This window comes from Romboutsia lituseburensis, from assembly GCF_024723825.1.
In the GTDB taxonomy this organism is placed as follows: Bacteria; Bacillota; Clostridia; order Peptostreptococcales; family Peptostreptococcaceae; genus Romboutsia_F; species Romboutsia_F lituseburensis_A.
The window spans coordinates 438,737-458,273 of sequence record NZ_JANQBQ010000001.1 but is presented as its reverse complement, the minus strand read 5'-3'; the positions used below and the strand labels follow the sequence as shown (position 1 = coordinate 458,273).

The following is a 19,537-nucleotide window of genomic DNA, read 5'->3' as shown; positions in this document are numbered from 1 at the left end:
ATTATTTATATATATTAGCTTTTTCTATGAACTTATTGTATAGCTTTAGCATATGAGGTTCATTTTTTACATACTCATTTAATTTATTTATCGGTATCCACATTACTCCACTATTTTCATCTTCTTTAATACTTAAAGATTCATTTTCATCAGCTTCCATTAAATATGCAATAGATAAGTGCAAATGAGGTGCTACATATTTACCATTTTTAATATGACTTTTTACATCTAAAACATCTAATGAAAATATACCATCCCCTATTATAGTAGCATTTTTAACCCCTGTCTCTTCTTCAAGTTCTTTCATCGCAACATTAAAAAAATCACTATCTCCATCATTATGTCCACCCATCCATGACCAGGTATTATAAATATTATGATGTACCATAAGCACTTTATCACGAGTTTTATTAACTACAAATGTAGACGAAGTCAAATGGGCTATTTCATTATTGCGTGTAAGTATCTCATCAAAAATATCTATACTCTTTAATATAATCTCTTTATCTTTATATTCTTGTTCATTAAATGGCTTGTATTCTTTTATACTATTAATCCAACTCAATATAGTCATCCCCTTTATATTTTTAATTTTATACTTATTTTACCACAATTAATTTATTTATGCTGTTTAATCAATTAATTAGTTGTAGCTTTAATAGTATATAAATTATTTAAGTATATGATTTAATACTTGTTATATTCACATTTTTTTATAACTTAACATATATTATAGTAAGATTTTAAAATCTTATATAGGAGTTGATAATATGTATGAATATGCTTTAAAATTTTTACATCAATATGTAGAAATCTATACTTATTTATCTCAACAAAAGCTATACGGAACAATTATCAAAGTAACTCCTGCTGAAATAGTTTTAAATAGAGAACATATAGAAAAAGCTTCTAATAAAAATTACAATCTTTATATTCCTTTAAATTCTGTCATCTCTATTCGAAAACTTGATTAAAAGTTTTGCTATTATTCAGACTTAATATTAAAAATAAAATCGATATAATATAAAAGTGTACTCTTCATCAACTAAAAATAGCTTAAAATATAAAAAATACTTATATTTTAAGCTATTTGTTTTTATCTAATGAAGAAACACCTGTAAATTTATTCATTTGATCTATAGACATAACACATGAAAAGCTACTTCCACATTGCGCAGTTAAAGATTTATACTATAAGAGCAAGTGATATATCTTTTGCAAAATAGATAAGGGCATACCACTTTTATTTGATACACCCTTTTTATTTACTTTATTAATTTCAAAATAGGTTTAAATAAACCATTATAAATCTTCCCAAAAATTTTTAGTGATAATATATATGTTATAAATAAAGGACTTATTATAATTACCCAATTAGTTAATATATGTTTATCCCAAGTTGGTATAAAATAAAAAATCAAAATAATTACGTAAATATGAAATGCATACACATACATTGTAGATTTTCCCATTTCAGAATAGAATGTTTTCTTATTTGGAGTTATAGCACATACAAATATACTTAAAGTAATACTACTTAGATAAAGAATTATTCTATAAAATATGCCTTGCCAGATACTTAAACCTAGCTCAGTATAAGAATAAGAACCATATAAAAACTTATAATCTACGATTTTATTTTCTGCTATAAACAATGCTATAGCAACAAATATAGTCAATCCTAAAATAGCAATCCATATATTTACCTTATCATCTACTTTTTTTAGTTTTTTCATATCTGTATAATATCCAAGCAAGAAAAATGGTAAAAACACTATAGTTCTAGAAAAAGATAATATGGATCCATTCGAAATAAGCCCAACTACTAATCCTAATGCAAAGCTTATAGGTAATATATATTTAATTTTAACTAAATATTTAAGAGATATCCTCCAAAAAAATAAGCTAAGTAAAAACCATAAAGTCCAACCAGGATATAATAATGGAAAACTATTTTGCCCAGTATAAATATAAGCTAGAGTATACCAAATTACATTAAGTACTATATATGGAATTAAGAGTGTTTTTAAATATACCTTTTTACTTTTATTAATGTTTTTTGAAAGAAAGCCTGATATAAATATAAATAAAGGCATATGAAAGATGTATATAAACATATAAACTCCCATTAGTGTAGTATTTGTATTTATATATCTCTCTATTAAATGTCCAAAGACAACTAAAAATATTAATATAAATTTAATATTATCTATAAAGTAATTATTTTTTACATCTTCCATCTGTGCACCTCATTTTAATCATTCGCATTATCTTTCAACTTCTTTCAAGTTCTCTACTTCTTTTATAAAATCTAAAATATACTTAGAGTATTTATTACCTTCACCTCTTACAAGTTCTATGGTATCTTCATGTTCTGCTTTTTTTATTATTTTTAATATAGTATTTTCATCTAAATTTTGTATTTTATCTATAAAAGAAATAGAAGTATTTACATCTATAAGTGAGTCACTATCACCATGTATACACATAATAGGTATATCAACTTCTTTATTATTAATTAAATTGATAGGATTAGCTTTATCTACCTTACCTTTATATACATAGTTTCTTATAAGAATTTTAGAGTATGTAGAACTACACTTGAAAAAGTCTAATACGCCTGATATTGAAATAAATCCTTTTAATATTGATGGATTAATCCCATACTTTACTTGTCTTTCATGGTCAAATACAATATGAGCTGCTAGTTCTCCTCCTGCAGAGTATCCAGCTACAATTATATTATTTACATTTGGATTAATTTTTATAAAATTACTTAAAGCTAAAAATACATCTTCTATTTGTGTTGGATATCTATATGCAGGAACTAATCTATATCCAGCCAATACAGTTGTATATCCCATTTTATAAAAATATTTACCTACGCTGCTATATAATGATGGACTACCATGCCACCATCCACCACCATGGATAAAAAATATAGTAGATTTAATTTGATTTAAATCAATAGATGGTTGATATAATTTATAGTATTGCTTTCTATTTTCTCCATACCTTATTTTTTTCCCTTTTATATTAAAATCTCTTATATAGCTATAAACTAGTGTTCTATTAATACTTCTTGCTTTTCGTCTTATTTTTTTTAAAGTTATATTTTCCATTAATTTTTAGTTATAAATCCTTTCATCTATTTTTAGTACTTTTAATTTAATCTTAAAATAAAAAGACATGAATTCTAAACCCATGTCTTTTTATTTATATTATATCTCATTTTCAATTATTTATTTTATTTTTTATAGTATATCTTAATATCTTGCTTTTTTGACTCACATTTATAGTGCTTTTAAAGCAGCTATGTTTAATAAACTCCAAGGTTTATTAAAATGTGGTTGGAAGAAGAAATCAGTCATTGCTAATTCTTCAATAGTCATTTCATTTTGAATAACTACTGATAAAGTGTTGGCAAACTGAGTTAAGTCTATTTTAGATACTATTTGACCACCTAATACTTTTCTACTATCTTTATCAAACACTAATTTTAAAGTAGCTTCTTCATATGTTGGCATGAATTCAGGTCTATAATTATCTGTAGCTGTTACTGAATCTATATTTAAATTTGTTGTATTTTTTGCAACTTCTTCTGTCATACCTGTAGATGCGATACATTGGTTATATATTTTTATACCTGATGTTCCTTGAGTTCCCATATATTTAAGAGTAGGTTTAACTAAGTTTTTACCTATAAGAGTACCCATTCTAACCGCATTTGTTGCTAATGGTATATATCTTGTATCGTTTGCTGGATTAAATTTAACAACACAACAATCTCCAGCAGCAAATACATCTTTTTCACTAGTTTGCATATATTCATCTATTATTATAGCTCCATTTGGCAGTGTATCTAGTTTTCCTTGTATTAATTTTGTGCTAGGAGCAAATCCTATACATAATATCACTAAATCTGCTTCAAATTCACCCTTATCTGTTACTACTTTACTTACTTTTGAATCAATTCCTTCAAACTTTTGAACTTTTTGACCTAATACTAAATTAACACCTTTATCTTTAAATTCCTTTTCTGCAATGTCTGTAAACTCTTTATCTAGATATTTAGCCATTATTCTATCTTCTGCATCTATTAAAGTAGTATTTTTTCCTTGTATTTCAAATGCTTCTGCAAGCTCTACACCAATATATCCAGCACCTATTATAACTACATTCTTAGCATCACTACATTTACTTGTTATTGTTTTAGCATGATCATAATTTTTACATAAAACTATATTTTCAAGATTTCCACCTTCAAAATTTGGAACTATTGGCCAAGAACCTAACGTTAAAACAAGTTTATCATAACTGTCTTCAAACGTTTCGCTTGTTAATAAATTTTTAACTATTATACTTTTATTTTCAAAATTTATATCTAAAACCTCATGTTGCATATTAGTTTTTATACCTAATGTTTGTAAGTTTTCTGGTGAATTATAAAATAACTTTTGAGTATCTTTTACTACATTTGCAACATTTAGTGCTATTCCACAAGATAAAAATGATACATTATCATTTTTTTCATATATAACAACTTCACTTTCTGGATATTTATCTTTTATATTAATAACTGCAGCAGTACCTGCATGTGTACATCCTATAACTATAACTTTCATTTATTATCCCTCCATATTGGTAATTTTTTAACATGTTATATTAATACCCGATATTTATAGTTTAAAACACAATTATTTTTTTATTACAAATTTCTATTAATATATAACTATTAAAATAGTACTCTATAAATTATATTAAACTGATGTATAAAAAAAGTATGTATATTTATTAAATACACATACTTTTTTATTTATATTGATTTTATAAACTCAATTACATCATCTATTATCCAGTCTGGAGTAGAAGCTCCTGCTGTTACACCAATTGTATTATATTTTTTTAAAGCACTTGAATCCAAATCATTTTTAGTCTCTATTGCAAATGTACTTACAAACTCTTGACATATATTAACTAGTTTCTGAGTATTTGAGCTATGTGTTCCGCCTATAACAATCATACAATCTACTTCTTTTGATAGCTCTCTAGCTGCTTGTTGTCTTACTTTTGTTGCTGAGCATATTGTATTATTAAATATTACATCATTAGTTCTTTTAGAAATTTCATCTACTATTTTTAGGTATAGCTCTGAATTAATTGTTGTTTGAGCTACTACACAATACTTTTTAGATTTATCTAAATTAGTGCTTTTTAAATCTTCTATAGTTTTTACTATAATTGAGTTATTATTACACCATCCATTTATACCTATTACTTCAGGATGTTTACTATCTCCTATAACTATTATTTCATATCCCTTTTTACTATACTCTTTAACTATTTTATGTATTTTTTTAACAAACGGACATGTAGTATCAACTATAGTTATTTGTTTTTTATCTGCATTTATATATACTTCTTCTCCTACTCCGTGAGATCTTATTATCATATTATTTTGTTCTGGAATGCTTGAAATATTATCTACCGTTACTAGGCCTTTTTCTTCATACTTGCTTACAGCCTGTTTATTATGAATAAGAGGACCTAAAGCATAAATACCATCCTCATTAGATTCCAATTTATTCCAAGCCATTTTCATAGCTCTTTTTACTCCAAAACAAAACCCTGCTTCTTTAGCTATTTTTACATTCATTTGTTATCTCCCTATAGTTTTTATTTAAATTATAGATTTTTGTGTAATTTATGTATTTATTTAGAATGTATATAATAATTCTCTTTTATAACTTCTAATACATTTTGAGCCAATCTTTCATTCTCTTCTGTTGTAAGCTTTTGTTTGTAGTATTCTTCAAAAGATATAGGTTTGTCTATATATATTGTAACTCTATTAAAAAGTTTATAGTTACTTATAATAGATATTGGTACCACTTGAGCTTTTCCTTTTATTGCAAAAACTGATAGTCCCGCTTTTGCTTGTCCAAATCCTGGCTCTTTAATTCTAGTCCCTTCAGGGAATATACCTAATACATACCCATCTTTTATAGATCTTAAAATATTTTTTATCGTAGACACATCAGGCTTTTCTCTATTTATAGGAATAACATTTAACTTATTTAAAATAAATCCTAAAGGTTTTATTTTAAATAATTCCTTTTTAGCTATTGCTGCTACCTCTCTATTTCTTATAGCAGAGGCTAAAAATATTGGATCTAGATTAGATTTATGATTAGCTGCTATTATGATATTTCCTTCATCTGGAATGTTTTCTTCTCCAATTACTTTGTATTTGTAAAATACATTAGAAAAGCATCTTAATACACTTGTTACAAACTTATAAAAATTCACACTTATCTCCCTTCAATTTAAACATTACAATTATTAAAGTACCTCATTTTAAAGGTACTTTAATAATTGTAATTTAATTTATAAATTTATTTTAGACAATACAGATTCTACAACTTCATTTATATCTTTACCTGTAGTATCTATCTCTATAGCATCCTCAGCCTTAACTAAAGGAGCAAATTCTCTATTTGAGTCTATTTCATCTCTTTTTATTATATCATTTATTATTTCGTCAAGTTTAACTTCATATCCTTTATTTACAAGTTCTTTATACCTTCTATTACCTCTTTCTTCAGGTGTTGCCACTAAGAAAAATTTATAATCTGCTTTAGGAAAAACATAAGACCCTATATCTCTACCATCTAGTATAACAGAGTTTTTTTCACCTATTTCCCTTTGAACATCAACCATTAAATATCTAACATCTTTTATTTTAGCTACATTAGATACATTGTTGCTCACTTTCATTGTTCTTATTTCTTCTTGTAACAAGTTTCCATCTATATATATATTGTTATCTTTAAATTCAATTTGTATATCTTTAGCTATTTTTATAACTTCATTTTCATTATTTATATCAATTTTATTTTGAAGGCACTTGTATGTTACCGCTCTATACATTGCACCTGTATCTATATAATTTATATTTAGTTTTTCTGCTATTATTTTAGCTATGGTACTTTTGCCCGCACCTGCTGGTCCATCAACTGCTATTACTAAATTTTTCATATGTTATTCTCCTAATTAACTATTAAATTTTTAAATATTACTTTCTAAAAATAAGGCTTTTCTTATTTATAATTCATCTTTTGTTATATCTGCCCTTAAATTTTTAGCGCTATTTAGATATATATGTCTTATATCCTTTTTTGTTTTTTCAGTATTTACATACATCATGACTCTTATGCACATTCTTAAACTGCCTTCTATATATTTTTCCTCAAAGTTTAGCATAGGAACCTCACAAATATTTAAGATTTCTCTTACTGCCACAGAAGGATATACCTTATCTAAATCACTTGTCATAGTAAAGCACATACTTATTATGTCTTCTACATCAAGTAAATTTTCAATTATTATAGTTTGAATTAACTTTGCACTTTCATCTAAAATTTCTTGTTTATTATTAGATGTTACAGTTGTAGCACCTCTTATTGCTAATACATTCATATTATCACCTACACGCTTATTCCAGCAAGATACCCCGTTGAGAAAGCTATTTGTAGATTATATCCACCAGTTTCTGCATCTATATCTATTACTTCCCCCGTAAAGAATAGATTGTTTATAATTTTTGATTCCATATTTGATGAATTTATCTCTTTAACAGAAACACCACCACATGTTACCTGAGAAGTTTTTATTCCTTTACTTCCATTACATGTTAACTTCATATTTTTTATACTTTCTATTATTTTATTTTCGTCAGATTTAGTTAATTCATTTGCTTTTTTATCTGTCAATTCTAATATAGAAAATACTTCCTTTAAGAAGTTTTGTGGTAATATTCCTTTCAAGTTATTTAAAACATTTTTATTTGGGTTTTCTCTTATAGTATTAGATATTTCATCCACGCTGATATTTGGTAAAAAATCTATATTTAATTCTAATTCATTTTCATCTATATATTTGTTTATATGAGATGAAAACTTTAATACAGCTGGACCAGTTAAACCAAAATGAGCAAATAACATATCACCAATTATAGTTATCTTTTTCTTTTTTATTTTACAAGAAATTTCTACATTTTGCATAGAAATACCTTGTAAGTTTTTAATCCATCCTTCTTTTACTGTAATAGGAGTAAGAGCTGGATAAATTTTAGTTATAGTATGGTTATATTTTCTAAGTATTTCATACATCATACCATCTGAACCTGTATGAGGGTAGCTTTTCCCACCAGTAGATATTATAACTTTATCTGCTAGTAGTTTCTCTCCATCTTCTATTTTTACTCCTATTACAGAATCATTTTCTACTATAATGTCTACTACCTTTTTATTTAAAAGTATATTTACTTTATTTTTAGTTAAGTCATCTCTTAACATGTCTATTACTTCTTCCGATTTATCTGATTTTGTATAAACTTTATGATCATTAAAATCCTCTACTTTATATTCTAAACCATTTTGTTCTAAGTAAGATAATAAATCCATATTTGTAAAGGTATAAAAGCTACTATATAAAAATTTTTTGTTAGTTACTACTTTTTCAAAGAAATCTTCAATATCTCTATTATTAGTAATATTGCATCTTCCGCCTCCAGTAACTTTTAATTTTTTACCTAACTCTTCATTACGATCTACCAATATAACATCATGATTATTTTTTGAAGCTGAAATAGCTGCCATCATTCCTGATGACCCTGCTCCAACTACGATTACTTTAGCCATAAATTTACTCCTATTCCAATGCTGAGTTATTTATTTTCTCATTATTTTTTATATGACTTGTATCATTCATTTTTAATACTACAGGACCATAATCTCTGAATTCAACCATATTTAAAGCTGTATTATCTTGCTTTATTCTATAGATATTTTCCATTCCTGAGTTTAAGAAAGATAACAACATAACTCTAACTGTTACAGAATGACTTACAAGTAATATATGTTTATTATCGTATTTTTCATTTATTTCCTTTATAAAATTATCTACTCTTTCTTTTATTATATGAAGAGTTTCTCCACCTTCTATGTTTACTAGATGTGGCTCATTTCTCCATGTAGTATAAGTTTCTAAATGGTCTTTCTTTATTTCTTCGATTAATAGACCTTCCCATGATCCAAATCCCATTTCTCTAAGTGCTGGAGTTTGCTTTACTTCTACTCCTATTTTTTTACCAACTATCTCAGCTGTTTGAATAGCTCTTCCTAAATCACTACTGTATATGTAATCTATTGGATAAGTTAGCATAGCTTCTGCAAGTTCTAAAGCTTGTTCTTCTCCTTTTTTAGTTAAATCTGAATTTCCATGTCCTTGAGTTTTACCTAAGATATTCCAATTAGTTTGTCCATGTCTTACTATGTAAAAAGTATTTGCCACTATTATGTCCTCCTAAATTGTAATTATTTTAAACGTTTATCAAATTTTTATTATACCATAAAGACGTACTATTAAAAAGATTAATAAAATTTTATAGCAAATTTATCCTTTATCTATTAATATTTCTATTTGAGCTAAAGATTTAATTTCACCATAACTATTAGCTCTTGTCATTATAGATACTTCATGGAAATCGCCTTTTGTTTTTATACTGTTTACTTTTATATACTCTTTCATTATGTCATAATATTTTTTAGTATCATAGAAAGTATCATCAAAATACAAAGTTAAGTAGTCTCCTTCAGGCAAAGTTATTATGTCTTTATCTGTATTTAAAATATTATCTAACTTTATCATTGTCTTTATATAAGTTAATTTATCTTGATTCATTAAATCATCATAAGATGTAGCAAATACTATTTTATAATTAAAGTTGTCGTAAATTTTTTCTACTTCTAAAAGAGTTTTTCTTAAATTCATTTCAAACTCTTCATTGTATCTTCCGGAATAATCATATTTTATTAAATTTCTTATTTCATTGTGTTTTGTAAACACAGTTTTCATACCTTTATTTAAAGAGTCTATTATATCATTTTCCAGATTTTCTATACTATTTTTTATAGAATTTAATTCATAGAGTTTTTTATTTATTATCTCTTTTTGGTTATTGAAAGTATTCAAAATAGATTCTAAAGAATCATAGTCGTTCATAACTTCCTTTATTTCATCTAATGGTATTCCTATTGCCCTACATTTTTTTATTATATCCATTTTTATAAAGCTTTTCATAGAATAATACCTATATCCCGTTTTTTCATTTATATAATCCGGTTTTAAAAGATCTTGTCTATCATAATGCCTTAATGTTTCAATAGATACGTTATTAAGTTTTGCCATTTCTCCTATTGAAAAATATTTTTCCATGTAATCACCTCTATATAATTTTAACAATACATAATATTATACAAAAAACAATAACTTATATTAAACATATTTATAATATTATTACATTTATCCAAATAAAAAAAGGAGTTTAAAAACTCCTTTTTTATAATATACTATATTTTCCTATTTTTATGCTACTTCATAAACATGCTCTATAGACTTGTTAGTAGAAGTATTTATATTCGATATTATATTTATTGCTACAAATGTTAAACATTCTGAAAGTAATGTTCCTGCCCATATTCCATTTGCACCAAATATCTTTGAAAGTACAATTAAAGATATAGGTAAGAATATTACAGATCTAAATAAACAGATTATTGTAGATAACTTAGGCATTTCTATAGCTTGATAATAAACTATAGTTCCTATATTTAAACCTACAAAGAAATAACTTAAACTTGTAAGTCTAACACCAAAGTATGCTATTTCTAAAACCTTAGGATCATTTGTAAATATTGAGATTAAACCTCTTCCAAACAAATAGCAAACTGAAACGAAAAATCCAGTTGTTATTATAGATGCAATACTGTTTATTTTATAAAACCCTAAAACTTTATCAATGTCTTTTTTACCAAAATTATAACTTATAAGTGGCTGCGCTCCTAATGTTAAACCAAATAATACCATATAAATGTTAGTTCCTATATAATTTATTATACTATATGAAGCTACACCAATTTCGCCCATAACTTTTACTAAAACTACATTGTGTATTAAAACTATAAATGAAAAACTTATTTGAGATAAAAATGATGGGAATCCTATTTTTAATAAGCTATTTATAGTCTCAAGTTCTAAATTTACTCTACCAAAAGATAAGTAACCTTTTTGCTTTAAGAAATGAGGTAATAACATTGCAACTGTCACTATTTGTCCAAGACCTGTTGCTATTGCTGCTCCTTTTATTCCTAAACCAAATTTAAATATAAATACATAATCAAGTATTACATTTGTTATAGCTCCAGCTATAGTCGATATCATTGCAAGCTTAGGTCTATTATCATTTCTTACAAAACTATTTAAAACTATACCAACTAAGTTAGGTATACAGAATAAAGCATAGTATCTTAAATAGTCTACTGATAAGTTATGAAGTGTATTTGTCGATCCTAGAACTTTTACTATTCCATCTGTAAATAATACACATACAATACTTATTATTATCGATAATAATAACAAAAACTTACATACTTGTCTAAAAATATTTACGGCCTTTTCTATATTCTTAGCACCAATATTCTTAGAAACCAATGCTCCACCACCAACGGCCATCATATTCGCTATACCAACTAGCATTACTGTAAATGGTAAAACTATGTTAACAGCTGCAAGAGCATTATCTCCTACACCTTGTCCAACAAATATACCATCAACTATTGTATAAAGTGCTGATACTAACATAGCAAACGCAGATGGTACAGCGTACTTTAAAAATTCACTAACCATACGAATTCACCTCTTCTTAATATTATTCCTTTAAAAATTATAAACTCTTGCGTAACAAAAGAGTCAATAATTTTAAATTGTTAAGTTTTTAATTTTCAATAAGGTTATTTTTTCCATTTACATTAATTAAATGATATAATAGTTATTTGTTAAGACTATTGATATAAGTTGATAATTTTAGTCATTAATTTCAGAAAGGAGAGAATTTATGTTTTCTAATTTATTAATTAAATTTTTTATTAAAAATAATGAAAATATTCAAAATGAAGAGGTTAGAAATAAGTATGGATATTTAGCTGGTTCTGTAGGTATAGTTACTAATTTACTATTATTTATTGTAAAGATTTCAGTAGGTATAATAACCTCTAGTATAGCGGTTACAGCAGATGCATTTAACAACTTTTCTGATATGGCATCATCTATAATAACTATTGTAGGATTTAAACTTGCAAGTATACCACCAGATAAGGAGCATCCTTTTGGACATGGTAGGTTAGAGTATATATCAGCTTTAGTTGTAGCTTTTATGGTTATGTTGGTTGGAATACAGTTTATAAAATCATCAATTGAAAGAATATTAAATCCTATTCCAGTAAAATTTCAACTAATACCTTTTATCCTTTTATTTGTTTCTATACTAGCTAAACTTTGGCTGAGTAATTTTAATAAATATATAGGAAATAAAATAAACTCATCGGCACTTAAGGCAGCCTCTGTTGATGCTTTAGGAGATGTATTTACTTCTTCTTGCGTTGTTTTATCATTTTTAGCTGCTAAATTTACGTCACTTCCTCTTGATGGTTATATTGGTGTACTTGTTTCTCTTGCTATATTATATGCAGGATTTACTTTAGTGAAAGAAACAATAAGTCCATTGCTCGGAGAAGCTCCTGACGAAGACCTCGTTAAAAGTATTAATGAACGTGTCTTATCTTATGAACATATTAGTGGTGTGCATGACTTAATTGTACATAATTATGGAGTAGGAAGATGTATAGCATCTCTTCATGCTGAAATTCCGTCTAATATAAATATTATGACTATTCATGATATTATTGATAAAGCTGAAAGAGAAATTTCTAAAGAGTTAAAAATTCATTTGATTATTCATATGGATCCTGTATGTATTGAAACCACAGAGGTATCAGAAGCTAGAGAAGAAATCCAAAATATTATTGATTCTAATTCTAATATAAAATCTATGCATGATTTTAGAGTTGTAGGAGACAGAGATAAGAAAAACTTAGTTTTTGACATTGTCGTATTTCATGAAAATAAGGTTAGTGATGATGACCTAATAGATTATATTAATAATGAAATAAAATCTATTCATCCTCAATATAACTGTATTATTACTGTTGATCGAGAATATCACTAAAAATATAACTAGTATATATTTATAGGAGGATCTTTATGAGTGTTTGGAGTGAATTAATTGAGTTATATCCATTTCTAGACAGATTAGATGAAAAATCTCAAAATATAATAAAAAACTCTTTAATTGTAAAAGATTTTAATGAAGGGTACACTTTAATTCATGAAGGAGCTTCTTGTTTAGGTTTTTCATTGATAATTAAAGGTTCCATTAGAGTTTATAAGCTTTCAGATAAAGGAAGAGAAGCTACACTGTATAAATTAAATGCAGGCGATACATGTTATTTATCTATGTCTTGTATGCTTAGTGAAGATTCTTACCCTGCATTTGCAGAAGTTTTAGAACAATCTACAATTATTTTTATTCCCAGCAATATATTCAATGAATTTGTTTATAATACATTAGATTTTCAAAAGTATATATTCAAAAATCTTTATAGTAAATTTAATGATGTCTTAGGTGTTCTAGAAGAAATTGCCTTTGAAAGAATTGATGTTAGAATTGCTAAATACTTACTTTTAATTTCTGAAAAAACTAATAATAGTAAATTTATTTATCTAACTCAAGAAAAAATTGCGCAAGAGCTTGGAACTAGTAGAGAAGTTGTTAGTAGAATGCTTACTGATTTTAAAAATAAAGATATGATAACTTCTCAAAGAGGAAAAATCACTATATTAGATTTTGAAAAACTCCAATCTATATCTAGTTTAGTAAAATAATAAAAGGAGCAAATCTCTATATTGAGATTGCTCCTTTTGTACTTTTATAGTTATAATTATTTATTATACTATTCTTTTAGCCCATAAATAAGCACTATTCCAGTACGAATTATTTATACTTGTTCTTTGTACAACATCTCCTGGCTTAGGTGCATGTATCATTTCACCATTCCCTATGTATATACCTACGTGACTAACACTTCCACTTCCATCTGTGCTTGAGAAAATTAAATCTCCTGGTTGAAGATTTGATCTACTAACAGTAGTACCATATCCAGATTGCTCTTTTGAAGTTCTAGGTAGATTAACACCAGCTGCATTTTTATATACATAATAAGTTAATCCTGAGCAATCAAATGAGTTTGGACCTTCAGCCCCCCATACATATGGCTTTCCTAATTGCTGTTTAGCTAAATTAACTACAGCTTCTCTAGTATTAATTGATGGTTTTTCAGTTTCATCTCCACCACCTGGGTTTCCTCCTAGAGATATATAATCAGCACTAGCCCATCCTATTTTTCCACTAGACAGTTTTACTTTATACCATCCATTTGATTTTGCTATTAATTCTACACTATTATTTTTATATAGCTTTCCTACTATAGAATAACTAGTTCCAGCTCCACTTCTTACATTTAATGCAGATGTTGTAACTGTTCCATATCCTGATACTGATTCTTCTCCTGAACCACCACCAGATCCACCTAATCTTATATAATCAGCGCTAGCCCATCCTATTTTTCCATTTGATAATTTTACTTTATACCATCCATTCGACTTTGCTACTAATTCTACACTATTATTTTTATATAGCTTTCCTACTATAGAATAGCTAGTTCCAGCTCCACTTCTTACATTTAATGCAGATGTTGTAACTGTTCCATATCCTGATACTGATTCTTCTCCTGAACCACCTTCAGAACCACCTATTTTTATATAATCACTACTAGACCATCCTATTTTTCCATTTGATAGCTTAACTTTATACCACCCATTTGATGAATCTAATATATCAACTGTATTCCCTCTATATAATTTACCTATTACTGAATTAGAAGTACCTGGTGCACTCCTTACATTCAATACATCTGTAGTTACTATTCCACTTTCATTTGCATAAGCGTTTGTAGCCCCCATAGTAAGTGCTACAGTACTTAGCCCTATAGACATAACTATGTTCTTCTTTAACATACCATTCCTCCTTAATATTATAAATTTTTAGAGATTAGTGATTTTTCGACACTTAATCTCTATACTCATACTACTATATAAATTTTCCTTTGTAAACAAAAAGTTACAAATTAATTACAAATATGTTACATTTTTGTTACCTTTTGTAATTAATTAATTTAAGGTATGATAAAGAATTTAATACTTAAAATATTTTTTTATTATGTTTAATCAAAGCTGTTAAAGTAGTATTCATTTGGCTCAAATAAATCTTTTTTATTTCTATTATGTCTGAATTTTGACATTTCTTTATATATCTTAATTCTAGCTATATTTATATCTCCAATAGGTCTATGATCTAATAAGCTATGTCCTGGAGAAAAAGATAATATTTCTGCCAAGTCATATCTTTGTTTAGTTCTAAAAACCTGTGCAGGAATTTTTATCTGACCTAATTTAATAAACGGAGCTTTTTTTTCATCCCATTTAACTGATGCATCATTTATAGGCATTTCCTTATCATTAGTTTGTATTTGAATCATAAAATCAAATACTGCTTCATTAGCTTTAAGATGTTGTTGCATATTATATGTCAAATAATTTGGTGTAAATTTTCTAGGTAATGTACTTTTGTATACTGATTTTGGAATTAAAGCATATTTAACCTTTTTATCCCCAAACATATATGGAGTAGTGCTGTAATATTTTACATTTAAAGGGCTAGTCTCATGTTTCATATTCTTTAGACTATTAATAATAGCTTTGAAGTTTCCATTAAAAAGGAATTTTGCACCAAGCATTATAGGATTTAATTTTGTTGTGTAATAAATAACATCATGAAAAAGTTTCAATGTTCCTATTGGCATAATTTCATTATTTATAAACAAAAAATCTTGAGTATATTTTTCATCCTTAGTGCATTTGTTACCATTTACATTTAAAACTTTAATGGAAAATCCTCTAAAATCTTTATATTTATCACTTTTAATTTTAGGATTAGAATTTGATACGCGAATAATAGCTGGATAAGTTTTGTATTCATTAAATATACCCACCTTATATTCATCTGGTAAATTTTTATCAACTATAAAATATGCTTTTAAAAGTCCTATACATTTAGCATGGGCATCCCTTTTTGTGTTGCCTTTAGAATATTGTTTTATTAACTTTTTCTTTAGCATTAAGATAATTCTTTCTGTTAATTGATCTTCACTATATTTACTCATCTTAAGTCTCCTTAATTATAATTTTTATAATATATATTATTTACAGTTTAGTAAATTTAATTTAGATACTTATATGCATTATTTGTTATAAATCTTTTATACAATATAAGTTACTTAACAAAAAAGGAAATATCTACTATACTAAATTATTAAAATTCTTTAGTATTAGATATTTCCTTTTGTTGAAATGTATTTTATTACTATTTTACAGATACTTTGATCTTATCATTTTCACCATCTATTAAAATAGTACATCCGTTGTATATTTCTCCAGCTATAATTTTTTTAGCAATAATAGTTTCTAAAGTGTTACTAATATATCTTTTTAGTGGTCTTGCTCCGTATATTGGATCATATCCTTCACTAACCATTATATCTTTTGCATTTTCTTTTACTTCAATATTTATATTTTTATCATGTAGTCTATTTCTTAAAGATTTCATAAATATATCTATTATTTGCTTAATACCTTCTTTATTTAATGGTTTAAACATTATTATATCATCAACTCTATTTAAGAATTCTGGCTTAAATCTTCTCTTCATTTCATCCATTACTAATTGTTTTGATTCATTAGTTATATCTTCTCCAAATTCTAATAAATATGAGCTACCTATATTTGAAGTCATTATTATAAGTGTATTTTTAAAATCTACTGTTTTGCCTTTATTATCAGTAAGTCTTCCATCATCTAATATTTGCAAAAATATATTAAACACATCTTCATGAGCTTTCTCTATCTCATCAAATAGTATTACTGAATAAGGATGTCTTCTTACTGCCTCTGTTAATTGTCCTCCTTCTTCATATCCTACATATCCCGGAGGAGGTCCTATAAGTCTAGAAACTGCATGTTTTTCCATGTATTCTGACATATCTATTCTTATAATATTTTCTTCGCTGTCAAATAAATTGTTAGCTAAAGTTTTAGCAAGCTCAGTTTTACCTACTCCTGTAGGTCCTAAGAATATAAATGACCCGATTGGTTTATTTTCATCTTTAAGCCCTGCACGAGCACGTATAACAGCGTTACTCACAGCTGTTACTGCTTCATCTTGACCTATTACCCTTTTATGAAGCTCATCCTCTAATTTTAATAATTTTTCTCTTTCTCCTTCAACAAGCTTAGTAACAGGTATTCCAGTCCATTTAGCTACAATTTCTGATATTTCATTTTCTGTAACTTCTTCTTTTAATAATGCGTTTTCGTAACTTTCTTTAATTTTTAATTCATGATCTTTTATTTGTTCTTCAAGCTTTGGTATTATACCATACTTCACTTCCGCCGCTTTATTAAAGTCATATTCTCTTTCATATTTTTCTACGTTACCTTTAGCTTCATCTAGCTGTGCTTTTAGGTTTCTTATCTCTAATATTTGACTTTTTTCTTTTTCATATTTAGCAGTCATTTCATCATTCTTAGATTTTAATTCTGCTAACTCTTTTCCTAGTTTTTCAAGTCTTTGTTTACTTTTTTCGTCATTTTCTTTTAATAAAGCTTCTCTTTCTGTTTCAAGTGTAAATAATTTCCTTCTAACTGTATCTAATTCCGTCGGAAGAGAGTCAATTTCACTTCTGATCATAGCTCCAGCTTCATCTATCAAATCGATAGCTTTGTCTGGTAAAAATCTATCTTGTATATATCTATCAGAAAGTTTAGCTGCTGCAACTATTGCGCTATCATGTATTCTAATACCATGATGTATTTCAAATCTTTCTTTAAGACCTCTAAGTATTGAAACTGTATCACTTACGCTAGGTTCTTCTGCTATAACAGGTTGGAAACGTCTTTCAAGCGCTTTATCTTTTTCTATATACTGTCTATACTCATCAAATGTAGTTGCACCTATACAATTTAATTCTCCTCTTGCAAGTAATGGTTTTATTAGGTTACCTGCATCCATAGCACCATCAGTTTTTCCTGCACCAACTATAGTGTGTATTTCATCTATAAATAATATTATTTTTCCTTCTGACGCTTGGACTTCTTTTAGTACTGCTTTTAATCTCTCTTCAAATTCACCTCTATATTTAGCTCCTGCAATTAAAGATCCCATATCTAGTGAAAATATTATTTTGTCTTTTAGTCCTTCTGGTACATCTCCTCTAACTATTCTTTCTGCTAGTCCTTCAACTATCGCAGTTTTACCAACACCAGGCTCTCCAATAAGAACTGGATTGTTTTTAGTTCTTCTTGATAGGATTCTTACGACTCTTCGTATTTCTTCATCTCTTCCTATTACTGGATCTAATTTATTCTTTTTTGCTAATTCAACTAAATTAGTTCCAAAACGAGCTAATACTTCATATGTTCCTTCTGGATCTTGAGATTCAACTCTTTGACTTCCTCTAACACTTGATAATACATTTAAGAAATCATTCTTATTTATATTGTATTGTCTTAATATTTTCCCTAAACTAGTATTAGATTCCATTTCTATTATTGCAAGCATAACATGTTCTACACTTATATAGGAATCTTTAAATTCCTTTGAGATTTCTTCTGCTTTTATTAGTATTTCATTGATTTTTCTAGTAGCTGTTACTCCTTGTGAGCTTATACCTTCTCCATGTATTTGCGGTAGTTTATTAAGTTCTATATTTATACTATTATTTAAAGATGGTACAGATACATTCATTTTTTCAAGTATATTTGGTATAAGTCCATCTTCTTGATTTACGAGAGCGCTTAAAAGATGAATTACATCTACTTGTTGATTATGATTTTTTACGGCTATACTATAAGCATCATTTAAGCTTTTTTGTACTCTTACTGTCATTTTTTCTATATCCATTCTAAAATCCCTCCATTACATTATTTTATATATATTAATTAATTTTATTCTATCCCTTAATTATTAGCACTCTATTATATCGAGTGCTAATAATTTATTAATTAAAATATATACCTATATTCATCAATTGTCAATAATATCTAAAAAATTTATATAAACTAATTTCATCAAAATTTGCTAGTATATTCCAACATGCTCCAAATGCTTCTATTTATACATAATAAAAATTAAATTTAATTGATAAAATAATAATTATAATATATATGTTACGTAATAATGTATAAATAAAAGAAGTCTCATATATGAATGGATCAGTTATATCTGTATAATAAATGTAGAAAAAAAGGATTAAGTATTTCACATGAGCTAATAGAAGTTATATTAAATTTTGAAGAACAGTTTTTAGATAGCAAAGGTCTTATTGAAGTAGAAGAATATGAATATATTTATTAATAAATAAAGGAACACAGTATAGTGATATATTGAATACTATATACCGCTATA

19 protein-coding genes are annotated in these 19,537 nt (G+C 26.6%); 4 read left to right on the top strand and 15 right to left on the bottom strand.

From position 1 onward, the window contains the following. Nucleotide 1: 1 nt before the first annotated feature. Entirely contained in the window at nt 2–565 is a 564-nt protein-coding gene (locus NWE74_RS02265) for an NUDIX hydrolase (protein WP_258241616.1), read from the bottom strand. A 205-nt stretch (nt 566–770) separates the two neighbouring features. On the opposite strand from NWE74_RS02265, the gene NWE74_RS02260 reads away from it, so the two are divergent. After that, a complete protein-coding gene (locus NWE74_RS02260) occupies nt 771–974 on the top strand; it encodes an ATPase (RefSeq protein WP_258241615.1) in 204 nt (67 codons plus the stop codon). 291 nt (nt 975–1,265) lie between these two features. Here NWE74_RS02260 and NWE74_RS02255 read toward each other — a convergent pair whose 3' ends face one another. From NWE74_RS02255 to NWE74_RS02205, 11 genes are all read right to left on the bottom strand, one after another. Then, nucleotides 1,266–2,240: an acyltransferase family protein gene (locus NWE74_RS02255; RefSeq protein ID WP_258241614.1), complete on the bottom strand. Its 975-nt coding sequence runs from the start codon at nt 2,238–2,240 to the stop codon at nt 1,266–1,268. Between the two features lie 27 nt (nt 2,241–2,267). Beyond that, nucleotides 2,268–3,122 carry an alpha/beta hydrolase gene (locus NWE74_RS02250; RefSeq protein WP_258241613.1) on the bottom strand — a complete coding sequence of 285 codons (855 nt, stop codon included), beginning with the start codon at nt 3,120–3,122 and terminating at the stop codon, nt 2,268–2,270. A 171-nt stretch (nt 3,123–3,293) separates the two neighbouring features. Further along, nucleotides 3,294–4,625: an FAD-dependent oxidoreductase gene (locus NWE74_RS02245; RefSeq protein ID WP_258241612.1), complete on the bottom strand. Its 1,332-nt coding sequence runs from the start codon at nt 4,623–4,625 to the stop codon at nt 3,294–3,296. Between the two features lie 191 nt (nt 4,626–4,816). Beyond that, the gene (locus NWE74_RS02240; RefSeq protein WP_258241611.1) at nt 4,817–5,656 is read right to left on the bottom strand and encodes a 4-hydroxy-3-methylbut-2-enyl diphosphate reductase; all 840 of its coding nucleotides are present in this window, start codon (nt 5,654–5,656) and stop codon (nt 4,817–4,819) included. Nucleotides 5,657–5,712: 56 nt separating this feature from the next. Next, nucleotides 5,713–6,309 carry a lysophospholipid acyltransferase family protein gene (locus NWE74_RS02235; protein ID WP_092725148.1) on the bottom strand — a complete coding sequence of 199 codons (597 nt, stop codon included), beginning with the start codon at nt 6,307–6,309 and terminating at the stop codon, nt 5,713–5,715. Between the two features lie 78 nt (nt 6,310–6,387). Continuing rightward, complete coding sequence (gene cmk, locus NWE74_RS02230) at nt 6,388–7,038, bottom strand: (d)CMP kinase (protein ID WP_258241610.1); 651 nt, start codon at nt 7,036–7,038, stop codon at nt 6,388–6,390. A gap of 66 nt (nt 7,039–7,104) precedes the next feature. Beyond that, nucleotides 7,105–7,479, bottom strand: a complete 375-nt coding sequence (gene aroH / locus NWE74_RS02225; RefSeq protein ID WP_258241609.1) for a chorismate mutase — start codon at nt 7,477–7,479, stop codon at nt 7,105–7,107. Nucleotides 7,480–7,487: 8 nt separating this feature from the next. Then, nucleotides 7,488–8,702 (bottom strand): NAD(P)/FAD-dependent oxidoreductase, encoded by a 1,215-nt coding sequence (locus NWE74_RS02220; protein ID WP_258241608.1) that lies wholly within the window; start codon nt 8,700–8,702, stop codon nt 7,488–7,490. A gap of 10 nt (nt 8,703–8,712) precedes the next feature. Then, on the bottom strand, nt 8,713–9,354 hold the full coding sequence (locus NWE74_RS02215; protein ID WP_258241607.1) for a histidine phosphatase family protein: 642 nt from the start codon (nt 9,352–9,354) through the stop codon (nt 8,713–8,715). Between the two features lie 102 nt (nt 9,355–9,456). Then, on the bottom strand, nt 9,457–10,278 hold the full coding sequence (locus NWE74_RS02210; protein WP_258241606.1) for a MerR family transcriptional regulator: 822 nt from the start codon (nt 10,276–10,278) through the stop codon (nt 9,457–9,459). Between the two features lie 150 nt (nt 10,279–10,428). Next, nucleotides 10,429–11,748, bottom strand: coding sequence for an MATE family efflux transporter (locus NWE74_RS02205; protein ID WP_258241605.1), 1,320 nt, complete (start codon nt 11,746–11,748; stop codon nt 10,429–10,431). Nucleotides 11,749–11,956: 208 nt separating this feature from the next. On the opposite strand from NWE74_RS02205, the gene NWE74_RS02200 reads away from it, so the two are divergent. Both NWE74_RS02200 and NWE74_RS02195 read left to right on the top strand, forming a co-directional pair. Next, nucleotides 11,957–13,126 (top strand): cation diffusion facilitator family transporter, encoded by a 1,170-nt coding sequence (locus NWE74_RS02200; protein ID WP_258241604.1) that lies wholly within the window; start codon nt 11,957–11,959, stop codon nt 13,124–13,126. 35 nt (nt 13,127–13,161) lie between these two features. Continuing rightward, on the top strand, nt 13,162–13,842 hold the full coding sequence (locus NWE74_RS02195; RefSeq protein WP_258241603.1) for a Crp/Fnr family transcriptional regulator: 681 nt from the start codon (nt 13,162–13,164) through the stop codon (nt 13,840–13,842). A gap of 63 nt (nt 13,843–13,905) precedes the next feature. Here NWE74_RS02195 and NWE74_RS02190 read toward each other — a convergent pair whose 3' ends face one another. The 3 genes from NWE74_RS02190 to clpB all read right to left on the bottom strand — a co-directional run bounded on the left by NWE74_RS02190 (nt 13,906) and on the right by clpB (nt 19,033). Continuing rightward, a complete protein-coding gene (locus NWE74_RS02190; protein ID WP_258241602.1) occupies nt 13,906–15,033 on the bottom strand; it encodes an SH3 domain-containing protein in 1,128 nt (375 codons plus the stop codon). A gap of 206 nt (nt 15,034–15,239) precedes the next feature. Beyond that, a complete protein-coding gene (locus NWE74_RS02185; RefSeq protein WP_258241601.1) occupies nt 15,240–16,238 on the bottom strand; it encodes a catalase family protein in 999 nt (332 codons plus the stop codon). Nucleotides 16,239–16,438: 200 nt separating this feature from the next. Then, a complete protein-coding gene (clpB, locus tag NWE74_RS02180; RefSeq protein WP_258241600.1) occupies nt 16,439–19,033 on the bottom strand; it encodes an ATP-dependent chaperone ClpB in 2,595 nt (864 codons plus the stop codon). A gap of 306 nt (nt 19,034–19,339) precedes the next feature. On the opposite strand from clpB, the gene NWE74_RS02175 reads away from it, so the two are divergent. Then, entirely contained in the window at nt 19,340–19,486 is a 147-nt protein-coding gene (locus NWE74_RS02175; RefSeq protein WP_258241599.1) for a hypothetical protein, read from the top strand. Nucleotides 19,487–19,537 lie beyond the last annotated feature (51 nt).